Source organism: Vibrio sp. 10N.222.46.A1 (assembly GCF_041473595.1).
In the GTDB taxonomy this organism is placed as follows: Bacteria; Pseudomonadota; Gammaproteobacteria; order Enterobacterales; family Vibrionaceae; genus Vibrio; species Vibrio tasmaniensis_A.
In genome coordinates this window covers 1-10,278 of the sequence record NZ_JBFRSN010000132.1, presented here as the reverse complement: position 1 = coordinate 10,278, position 10,278 = coordinate 1, and the positions used below count along the sequence as shown (strand labels likewise).

General features: G+C 43.0%; 8 protein-coding genes. 4 read left to right on the top strand and 4 right to left on the bottom strand.

Annotated elements, in window-relative coordinates; genetic code table 11:
• Positions 1–84: 84 nt before the first annotated feature.
• From AB4496_RS04785 to AB4496_RS04775, 3 genes are all read right to left on the bottom strand, one after another.
• Positions 85–1,446, bottom strand: coding sequence for an L-serine ammonia-lyase (locus AB4496_RS04785; RefSeq protein WP_009847036.1), 1,362 nt, complete (start codon positions 1,444–1,446; stop codon positions 85–87).
• Between the two features lie 120 nt (positions 1,447–1,566).
• The gene (locus tag AB4496_RS04780) at positions 1,567–2,820 is read right to left on the bottom strand and encodes an aromatic amino acid transport family protein (RefSeq protein WP_009847035.1); all 1,254 of its coding nucleotides are present in this window, start codon (positions 2,818–2,820) and stop codon (positions 1,567–1,569) included.
• Between the two features lie 309 nt (positions 2,821–3,129).
• The gene (locus AB4496_RS04775) at positions 3,130–3,729 is read right to left on the bottom strand and encodes a CoA pyrophosphatase (RefSeq protein ID WP_102258596.1); all 600 of its coding nucleotides are present in this window, start codon (positions 3,727–3,729) and stop codon (positions 3,130–3,132) included.
• Positions 3,730–4,053: 324 nt separating this feature from the next.
• Here AB4496_RS04775 and AB4496_RS04770 point away from each other — a divergent pair, with 324 nt between their 5' ends.
• From AB4496_RS04770 to AB4496_RS04760, 3 genes are all read left to right on the top strand, one after another.
• Entirely contained in the window at positions 4,054–4,596 is a 543-nt protein-coding gene (locus tag AB4496_RS04770) for a heme NO-binding domain-containing protein (RefSeq protein ID WP_102258595.1), read from the top strand.
• A gap of 1 nt (position 4,597) precedes the next feature.
• Complete coding sequence (locus AB4496_RS04765; RefSeq protein WP_102258594.1) at positions 4,598–6,295, top strand: ATP-binding protein; 1,698 nt, start codon at positions 4,598–4,600, stop codon at positions 6,293–6,295.
• 177 nt (positions 6,296–6,472) lie between these two features.
• Positions 6,473–7,090: a porin family protein gene (locus AB4496_RS04760; RefSeq protein ID WP_102258593.1), complete on the top strand. Its 618-nt coding sequence runs from the start codon at positions 6,473–6,475 to the stop codon at positions 7,088–7,090.
• A 121-nt stretch (positions 7,091–7,211) separates the two neighbouring features.
• On the opposite strand, the gene pabB is transcribed toward AB4496_RS04760, so the two are convergent.
• The gene (gene pabB, locus AB4496_RS04755; RefSeq protein WP_102258592.1) at positions 7,212–8,645 is read right to left on the bottom strand and encodes an aminodeoxychorismate synthase component I; all 1,434 of its coding nucleotides are present in this window, start codon (positions 8,643–8,645) and stop codon (positions 7,212–7,214) included.
• Positions 8,646–8,899: 254 nt separating this feature from the next.
• Between pabB and AB4496_RS04750 the strand changes: the two genes are divergently transcribed.
• Positions 8,900–10,278, top strand: a 1,379-nt coding sequence (locus AB4496_RS04750) for a fumarate hydratase (RefSeq protein WP_372130643.1), incomplete at its 3' end; no start/stop codon positions are given.

Genomic DNA, 10,278 nt, shown 5'->3' with positions numbered 1-10,278 from the left:
GAGTAAATACCTCGCCAAATTTCAGATACAAAAAAGGAACGCCTCGGCGTTCCTTTTTATTATTTGTTTGTTAATTCAGATTGATTAACATACAACCTTAACAGCCAAACCACCTTGAGAAGTCTCACGGTATTTGGCGTTCATGTCTTTACCGGTTTCTAGCATTGTTTCGATAACTTTATCTAGAGAAACAGTCGGAGCAGAAGAACGACGAAGTGCCATACGAGTCGAGTTGATTGCTTTAACTGCAGCAATACCGTTACGCTCGATACATGGAACTTGTACTTGGCCAGCAACTGGGTCACACGTTAGACCTAGGTTGTGCTCCATGCCGATTTCTGCAGCCATACATACTTGCTCTGGGCTACCACCCATAAGCTCAGCAAGACCAGCAGCAGCCATAGAACACGCCACGCCAACTTCACCCTGACAGCCAACTTCAGCACCAGAGATAGAAGCGTTACGCTTGTAAAGACCACCGATCGCGCCAGAAGCTGCGAAGTAACGGATGTAGTCTTTCTCTGTCACTGTTTGAATGAACTTATCGTAGTAAGCCAATACAGCAGGGATGATGCCACATGCGCCGTTTGTTGGTGCCGTTACTACACGACCGCCAGCTGCGTTCTCTTCGTTTACTGCGAAAGCAAACATGTTCACCCAGTCAACAACTGTCATTGGATCGTTAGTTGTTTTTTCTGACGTGATCAGTTGTTGGCGAAGTGCTGCTGCACGACGAGGTACACGCAGTGGACCAGGCAGGATACCTTCAGTATTCATACCGCGATCCATACACTCACGCATCGTTTTCCAGATGTTAGCGAAGTAAGTGCGAGACTCTTCGTCTGAGTGGAAAGCCGCTTGGTTTTTCATAACCAGTGTACTGATAGAAAGACCACTTTCTTTACACTGATTAACCAGCTCTTCCGCTGTTGTGAATTCGTAAGGTGCTTTAATTGGGTTTTCTTCTTCTTTGCCGAAGTTCTCTTCGTCAACGATGAAACCACCACCAATTGAGTAATACGTTTTTGAATATGCGACTTCGTCATCAACCCAAGCATGAATGCTCATGCCATTCTCGTGTAGAGAAAGGTTGCTAGTGTGGAAGTTCATTCCGCCGTCGCGAGGGAACGAAACAGTATGACAGTGCATACCGACAGGTAGACGTTCAGTTTCTTCTACTCGAGCAATGAAGCCTGCAATAGAATCGATATCAACACGCTCAGGAGTATTGCCAGCAAGACCCATGATGATTGCGATATCTGTGTGGTGACCTTTCCCTGTCAGTGATAGTGATCCATATACGTCCACGGTGATTTTAGTGATGTCGCGCAATTTTCCCATTGAACGTAGGTCATCAATAAATTCTTTACCCGCTTTCATTGGTCCAACTGTGTGTGAGCTCGATGGACCAACACCGATTTTATAGATATCAAATACACTAATCATAGCGATTACCTCAAAAAGAGAGCCTCCCAAGGGGAGTAGGGAGGCTCATTTATTATCATTATATTTTTTGTCTAACCTCGCCATATAAGATGAATGTCATCTTATAAAAAGGGCTTGAGATTAAAGAGCGCCGTAGATTACAGAACTAATAGCCGCTAGACCACATAAAGCTGTAAAGATTTGCACAGGTGCTGAAGTTTTGTACTTAGCCATAGCTGGTACTTTGTTCATTGCGAATACAGGCATTAGGAACAGGATAGCTGCAATCATTGGAGCACCCATTGTTTCAATCATACCTAGGATGCTTGGGTTAACTACCGCAACAATCCAAGTTGTAACAACGATGAACGCTAGAGAAGCTTTCTCAATCGTGCTGATTGAAGAACCAGAGCGAGACTTGATTAGACCAACAAGACCTTCATGAGCACCTAGGAAGTGACCGAAGTAGCTAGAAGTGATTGCTGCGAACGCCACTAGAGGACCCATGTAAGAGATAAGTGGAGACTCATGAACGTTAGCTAGGTAAGAAAGAACCGAGATGTTTTGAGATTGCGCTGTTGCTAGTTGCTCTGGAGATAGAGAAAGTACTACAGAGAATACGAAGAACATTACAAAACCCATCAGCATCATTGCTGCGCCGCCAGTGATCGCGTCAGTTTTCTTAACCGCGTCTTCACCGTACACACGACGTTGCTCTTTAGAGAACTGTGAAATGATTGGGCTGTGGTTGAAAGAGAACACGATGATTGGAATCGCAAGCCAGATAATAGAAGGCATTGCTGACCATTCTGGGCTTGTTTCCATCATTGAAGTGTTCCAATCAGGAACTAGGTAGAAAGACAATGCTAGTAGGATGAATACTAGTGGGTAAACCATTGCTGAAGTTGCTTTAAGCATCAGCTCTTTACCGAATACAACACCTGCTGTCATAGCAAGGATAAGTGCACCAGAAAGAAGAGGACGAGGAATAGATTCCATGCCCATTTGGTTTACTAGGAAAGAGTCAACCGTGTTTGTGATACCAACACCGTAGATAAGAACGATTGGGTAGATAGCGAAAAAGTAAGCGAAAGTAATAAGGTTCGCGCCAGTCTTACCGAAGTGTTCTTCAACTGTGTCTGTAATATCTGCTTCAGGGTTCTTAGAAGACAGTACGAAACGAGCTAGAGATTTGTGTGCGAACCAAGTCATTGGTGCCGCGATTAAAGCTAGGATAACTAGTGGCCAAAAACCACCCGCACCAGCTTTGATTGGAAGGAATAGTACACCAGCGCCAACTGCTGTGCCGAATAGTGATAGACACCAGGTAAAATCTTTATAGTTAAACTTGCTTGTATCTGTAACGGCATTTGCCGAAGAAGTTGTTGTGTTCATGTTAAATTACTCATTTTTTGGGAACAGGAAATAAGTCGGGGCTAATTCTGCAGAATTTTCTTCTACAAAAAATAGATCTAAATCATGTAATGAAACGGCGTGTCACATGATATGCGAAAAACGGATTTTTGATCACGAAAATAGCGTGCCACAGGTGATTTATGCTCATGCCTGCTATTAGTTAATCTTATGCGAAAGGCGGAGTTGTACAGAATTATACCAGGGAAACGTTTGCGTAAAATTGGATTAATAAATCTGTTCCATGGAAAAGGCTGTGTTTGTTAACAAGGATTAAACAAAACGTAGTTTCTATGTAATTTGTTGCACTACATGTTGCTGCAGTGATTGGATGATTTGAGCCGTAACGCCCCAAATTAGGTGCTCTTGGAAGGGCATGGCAAAAACACGATGCTTGATTTTTTTTAAGTTAACAGTGTGGCTGTGTAACTTGGCTTGGTCTAAAACATAGGTGGCGGGTACCTCAAAAATCGAAGCAACTTCGTTCTCATCGATGATGGGTTTATAGTCCGAATCGACCACTACAATAATCGGTGTAACTAAAAATTTACTAATGGTACTCAAAGTAGGTAATTGCCCAACAATTTTAACCTGATCCGATCGAATTCCGACCTCTTCGTGAAGTTCTCTAAGTGCGGTGAATTGCATAGAAGGATCGGAGAGTTCGTGTTTCCCTCCAGGAAAGCTGATTTGACCAGGGTGATGTTTTAAATGAGCGGCTCTTTTCGTAAAAATAACATGTAAACCATCCTCTCGTTCCACTAAGCCGACTACCACTGCTGCTTTACGCAATTGATCGTCATTGATATGTGAAACGCGCTCAACGGATTCTGGGTGATAGCCAACGGTAGAGTTGAGCTGGAATTGTTGAAGGAAGTTATCTTTGTTCATATAAAGCCAATATATTGATTATTATGATTTTAAGTATAGTCATAACCGTGTGTTGATTACCAATTTCGAATTTGCCTTCACTTTCCTCCGTTAGTACCGGCAATAACTGGAAATAAGAAGGGACTGGGTAGCGGCGTTTTTCAAGGTAAATGTTCCCAATCTTCTAAGAGTGACGGATTTTGCTATATTTGAATATGTGTACTTCTACTAGTAAGCGTTATCCATGTCATAAATTGGGTGATGAAACGTACATTTTCTGTTTAAGAATTTGATAACAATGACTTAGTGGACCATTCTAAAAAGAAATAGAAGAAAAGGTATGAAATGAAAGGAATCATATTCACCGAATTTTTAGAGCTTGTTGAAGACAAGTTTGGGTTAGAGCTTTTGGAAGAAGTTCTAGAGATGTCAGAAGATGAAGGGATCTACACATCAGTCGGAAGTTACGACCACAAAGATCTTGTTCGATTGATTATAAACTTGAGTAAGAAAACCGAGATTGATGCAGCGAGCCTGCAACGTGTTTTTGGACAATCGGTTTTTAAGAACTTACTGGCCTCATTACCGAATAAAGCGAGCCTCGCCCACAGCAACACCACTTTTCAATTTATTCAGCACGTAGAGCGTTACATTCACGTAGAAGTGAAGAAGCTCTACCCAGATGCTGAGCCTCCACAATTTAGCTTTATCACCACGACCGAAGCGCAACTTGTTTTTGACTATAAAAGCGCACGATGTATGTCTCACGTTTGTTTGGGATTAATCGAGGGGTGTGCTGACTATCATGGTGAAACCATCGTGGTAGAAATGACACCTCAGAATGATGACCAAAGTGTGGTTAGGTTTAATCTCAAAGTAGAAAAGTGATATGGATCTGGCATCTGCCCAAGAGAAAAAACTGAAACGTCAAATAGCAGCACGGAAAGCGGCTGAAGCCTTGTTGGAGCAAAAGAGTCTCGAACTGTTTGAGGCCAATCAACAGCTTGAACTTGCGTTGCGCCAATTAGAAAAGCGTTCAAATGCGAATATTCGACGGATCGAATTCCAAGAACAAATCGACAACCTGTTGATTGATTTCGGACGCGCGTTTCTGAGGAGTGATCTCGATGACGTGATGTTGTCCCAATTGACGGCGAGTGTAACTAACAGTTATCTAATTGAAGCCAGTCGCTTGGTGTTACCCCCCAATCTAATCCCTCAGTTACAAACCCATGACTATGGTGATGAAACAGTCGAGGTAATAGAGAAAGACATTCAAGAACCTCATTGGCAAGGTTGCTTGCTTACCGTGCCATTAGAGGTCGAAAAAGTGATTGTGGGCGCGTTAATCGTTCAGGTCAGGTTGTTAGATCAAGACTACGAATTCATCCAAAGCCAACTGTTGTTAGTGACGGACCTTATCTGCAGTGCGTTAACTCATCAACTTGCGATTAACCGAAATATAGAATCACGTAAACGAGCGGAAGAGTCCGAAAGGGCAACGCGTGACTTTGTCGCCATGATTAACCATGAATTGAGAACCCCACTCAATGGTCTTCTTGGTAGTGCGGAGTTGATAAGCGACACCGAACTGAGCAGTTCTCAACGTGAGATCGTGAATAACTTGAGCCAATCCGGTGAGTTTCTTAGAACCATCATTAATGACCTTCTCGATTACAGTAAAATCAATGCGGGTATGCTGGAATTAATTCCCAAAACATTTGCACTCCAAGATTTGAAAAATACCATTGATAGTATTTTTACCAATCGAGCGCTTGAAAAGCAGATCCAGTTTGATGTCAATGTAACCGTTGGGGTACCCAGTCACTTTTACGGTGACTTAGAGCGTATTACTCAATTGTTCGTGAACTTAATCGGCAATGCAATTAAATTCACCGATCAAGGCCATGTGAGCGTAGAGATAAAATGGCTTAACGACCAATTTATTTTTTCTGTTGAGGATAGTGGCGTTGGTATTGCTCAATCTGCTATTAAGACACTGTTTGAACCTTTTACACAGGCCGATAACTCAAGTAGCCGAAATTACGAAGGGACAGGGCTTGGTTTAGCGATTTGTCGCAAGCTAGCTGCGTTAATGAGGGGAGACATTGAGGTGAGCAGTATTGTTGGTTCGGGTACGACATTTACCATTTCACTCCCTCTTCAAGTTGTCGATACACTGGCTGAGCGCGATAGTGTCGCCAAAGGTTTTGAGTCTGAGGTTGAATTGACATTGCTTAAAGTGTTGGTGGTTGATGATATTAAGATGAACCAGATCATCATCCAACAAATGCTACGCAAATACGAAATAGAGCCAGCGATTGCCGGTAATGGTATAGAAGGGTTGGAATTAGCGTCGAATAATGAGTATGACATTGTGTTTATGGATTGCCGGATGCCAGTCATGGATGGTTTTGAAGCGACGAAGAAACTGCGAAGTTCAGGATATAGCCAACCAATTATTGCATTAACCGCTGGTACGACAAAAGAAGAGCGAGAGTTGTGTATTGAATCTGGTATGGACGATATATTGAGTAAACCCTATACCGCTAACGACTTAGTGATAATGCTGAATAAGTGGGGCTAATAAATATCATTGCCTTTGTAGTGAGTGAATATGCAACGTTATTGATTTGTCTCTAATGTCTTGAGTATATTGTCAATGTAACAAGTGAGCTGACAATGCTATACGTTCACTTATTTTATTGGTCGCTTTTATTAATTATATTAAGGAGGTTTGAAAAACTATAAAAATGGATTCGATATGAAAAAAATGATAGTGACGCTTGCTCTAATTGCACCTTTATCTGCAGTGGCTGCACAAAAAGACCCAAATGGTTTCTATATCGGAGTAGGAGCTGGTTCAACTGAACTTGATGATGGTGGTTTTGGTAAGGCCATAACTCGCAAAACCACAACAACTGAAACTGAATCACCTTCTTATAAACTCATTGCCGGTTATCAGATCAACCGTATTATTGGTATCGAAGGTCAATATACTAAATATGGAACGTCTACAACAAAAGTAGGCAGTTCAAAAGCATTCACAACAGATTTTAGTTCAATTAGCGTTGCTGCGAATGTTGGTTATACGTTCGATATTGGTCTTCGACCTTATGCACTTTTAGGTTATAGCTTTTTAAATTCAGAAATTGAAAACAGTGCTAATAATAAATACTTTGCGACTAAGTCATCAACCGTATCTGGTATAAAAATGGGGGTGGGCGTAGAGTATGCAATTCCTGCTGCACCAGCTCTAGCATTACGTGCAGGTATTGATTGGGAAGCAGCTGATATCAAAGTGAAAGATGAAAAGAACAAAGAGTTATCTAACGTTCACACACTAGGCTCATTCTATTTGGCGACGACATACACATTCTAGACTAGTGTTATTGAAAAGCTAAGTAGGTGATTGCCCACTTAGCTTTTTTAATATTAAAGTACTTTCCAGATTGGCTTTTTAGCTGTTTTTAATAACCCGTTTTAATAAATCTAGATTAAATTTATCTATCAGCCAGTACAGGCAATATTCTACTCAGCTTATCAAGAGTCTCTTGGTACTCAGAAGCACAATCACTATCAAATACTACACCTCCTCCAGCCCAAGCATAAAGCGTATTGTTTTCTGCCACTAACGTACGAATCGTAATGCTGGTGTCCATTCTGCCATTACGGCTGATATAACCAATGCTACCGCAATACGCCGAGCGACGATGAGGCTCTAGCTCCTCAATGATCTGCATCGCGCGAACTTTTGGAGCGCCGGTAATCGACCCCCCGGGAAAGCAAGCCCTTAATAGGTCATGTGCTGAATGATGGACATCAAGCTCTGCCCTTATCGTGCTCACCAAGTGGTGCACAGCAGGGAAACTCTCTATATCGAATAGCTTTGGTACATGAACCGATCCCGGCTTTGCGACTCGGCCAATATCATTACGAAGCAGGTCGACGATCATCAGGTTTTCTGCCTGATCTTTCTCAGCATTCAACAGGTCTTGTGCATTGGCGTCATCAATCATGGAATTTTCAGAACGAGGACGTGTCCCTTTGATCGGCTTGGTTTCAATGGTGCCACTATTGAGCTCTAAAAAACGCTCAGGTGAGACACTGAGAATGGTGCAGCCTGCTAAACGGATAAAACCAGAGAATGGAGCTGAGTTGTACTTCTCTAACTTTTCATAAGCGAGCCATTCACTGCCTTGGTATTGGGCATTGAAGCGCTGAGCAAGGTTTATCTGATAACAGTCACCCGACAACAAGTACTCTTGAACGCTATCGAATTTATTGGCATAACTTTGTTCAGTCATATTGGATTGCCATGGGGTGGTTAATCCAAACTTCTGATGAGTTCGTTCTGCTTGTTCTGCTTGTTCTGCTTGTTCTTCTTGTTCTTCTTGTTCTGCTTGTTGGCTTGGCGATTGTTGTTGAGTTAACCAATCCCAATGGGTATCAATGTTTTGCCCAACAAGGAACGCAGCTTTAAGCTTATGATCAACAATCACAGCCCATTCATACAATCCAACCGCCATGTCTGGTGCAGAAATATCACGCTTAGCAAGAGAGGGAAGAGCTTCTACTCGTCGCCCTAAATCGTAACTAAAATACCCTAAAGCACCACCAACGAAAGGCAGTTCAGGGTGCTCACTGATTGCGGGTAGTAATTGCTGCTGATATTGGTCGAGTAGTTCGAAAGGGTCTGACTCTGAAACCTCGCACGTCTCATTAACATTGACGGTCGTTTTTGCACCGATTGTCTCGAAGGTGGCGATGGGTTGAGCAACTAAAATGTCGTATCGACTATCAACGTGGCTTTCTGAGGCCGACCGTAATAGCATTGCCCACGGCACGCTTTCAATATGAGAAAACAGCTGTTTAGCTAAAGTTGATTGATATTCAAGCGGCTTGATTTGGATAGAGCGAAATTCGTTGTTATTCATTTGTTTAATTTGTGACAAAGAGTTCGATCACTGCATGGCGTGTGAGAGGAAGCAAGAGTATCATAAATTGAAAATAAAATGGGTTCTTGATTAGAACGGAGTAATCCAAGTGGTTTAGTTTACAGCTATGCAAGCGATTGCTAAAGCAACTAAATACAGCTCAACACAATAAAAAGCTAAACCATCTAATCCGATTCGGCACACATAGCCAAACGATGAACCCACATGGAACCAGAACAATAAAGAGGCATGCAATGACGGTTATTCGTAAGCAAGATGTGATCAGCAGTGTCGCTGACGCACTTCAGTACATTTCTTATTATCACCCTTTAGACTTTGTCCAAGCCCTAGAAAAAGCGTACGAGAAAGAAGAGAGCCAAGCAGCTAAAGATGCTATTGCTCAGATTCTTATCAACTCGCGTATGTCTGCGGAAGGCCATCGTCCAATTTGTCAGGATACGGGTATTGTTACTTGTTTCGTGAACATCGGTATGGATGTTAGGTGGGAAACGGATCAAACAGTACAACAGATGGTTGATGAAGGCGTTCGTCAAGCTTACAACAATCCAGATAACCCATTGCGTGCATCTGTCCTAATGGACCCTGCAGGTAAGCGTATTAATACCAAAGACAACACACCAGCGGTTGTTCACATTAATATGGTTCCAGGCAACAAAGTTGAAATTCAAATCGCGGCAAAAGGCGGCGGTTCTGAGAACAAAACCAAGATGGTTATGCTGAACCCTTCTGATGATATTGCAGAATGGGTAGAGAAGACGCTACCAACAATGGGTGCGGGCTGGTGTCCACCGGGCATGCTAGGCATAGGCATTGGTGGTACGGCTGAGAAAGCCGCGGTACTCGCTAAAGAATCTCTGATGGAACACATCGATATCCAAGAGCTTATCGACAAAGGCCCAGAGAACGCAGAAGAAGAGCTTCGTTTAGATATCTTCAACCGTGTAAACAAACTGGGCATTGGCGCACAAGGTCTTGGCGGTCTAACGACTGTGGTTGACGTGAAAATCAAAACAGCACCAACGCACGCAGCCTCTAAGCCTGTTTGCTTGATCCCGAACTGTGCGGCAACGCGTCACGTACACTTCACATTAGATGGCAGCGGCCCTGCAGAACTAACGCCACCTAAGCTAGAAGAGTGGCCAGATATTACTTGGGAAGCAGGCGCAAATACACGCCTTGTTAACCTTGATGAAATTACTAAAGAAGACGTTCAAGAGTGGAAGACCGGCGAAACGGTTCTTCTATCAGGCAAGATCTTAACCGGTCGTGATGCAGCGCATAAGCGTATTCAAGGCATGCTTGAAAGTGGTGAAGGTTTACCAGAAGGCGTCGACCTGAAAGGTAAGTTCATTTACTACGTTGGCCCTGTTGATGCTGTGGGTGATGAAGCGGTAGGTCCTGCTGGCCCGACAACGTCTACTCGTATGGATAAGTTCACCGACATGATGCTAGAAGAAACTGGCATTATGGGCATGATTGGTAAAGCAGAACGTGGCCCTGCGACCGTTGAATCAATCAAACAACATAAGTCAGTTTACCTAATGGCTGTTGGCGGCGCCGCTTATCTTGTTGCAAAAGCAATTAAGAAAGCACGTGTGGTTGCGTTTGAAGA

Excerpts from the sequence above, each read along its gene's own strand:
- pabB (WP_102258592.1), bottom strand. The coding sequence starts at position 8,645 with ATGAATAACAACGAATTTCGCTCTATCCAAATCAAGCCGCTTGAATAT.
- AB4496_RS04770 (WP_102258595.1), top strand. The coding sequence starts at position 4,054 with ATGAAAGGAATCATATTCACCGAATTTTTAGAGCTTGTTGAAGACAAG.
- AB4496_RS04785 (WP_009847036.1), bottom strand. The coding sequence starts at position 1,446 with ATGATTAGTGTATTTGATATCTATAAAATCGGTGTTGGTCCATCGAGC.
- AB4496_RS04775 (WP_102258596.1), bottom strand. The coding sequence starts at position 3,729 with ATGAACAAAGATAACTTCCTTCAACAATTCCAGCTCAACTCTACCGTT.
- AB4496_RS04780 (WP_009847035.1), bottom strand. The coding sequence starts at position 2,820 with ATGAACACAACAACTTCTTCGGCAAATGCCGTTACAGATACAAGCAAG.
- AB4496_RS04765 (WP_102258594.1), top strand. The coding sequence starts at position 4,598 with ATGGATCTGGCATCTGCCCAAGAGAAAAAACTGAAACGTCAAATAGCA.
- AB4496_RS04760 (WP_102258593.1), top strand. The coding sequence starts at position 6,473 with ATGAAAAAAATGATAGTGACGCTTGCTCTAATTGCACCTTTATCTGCA.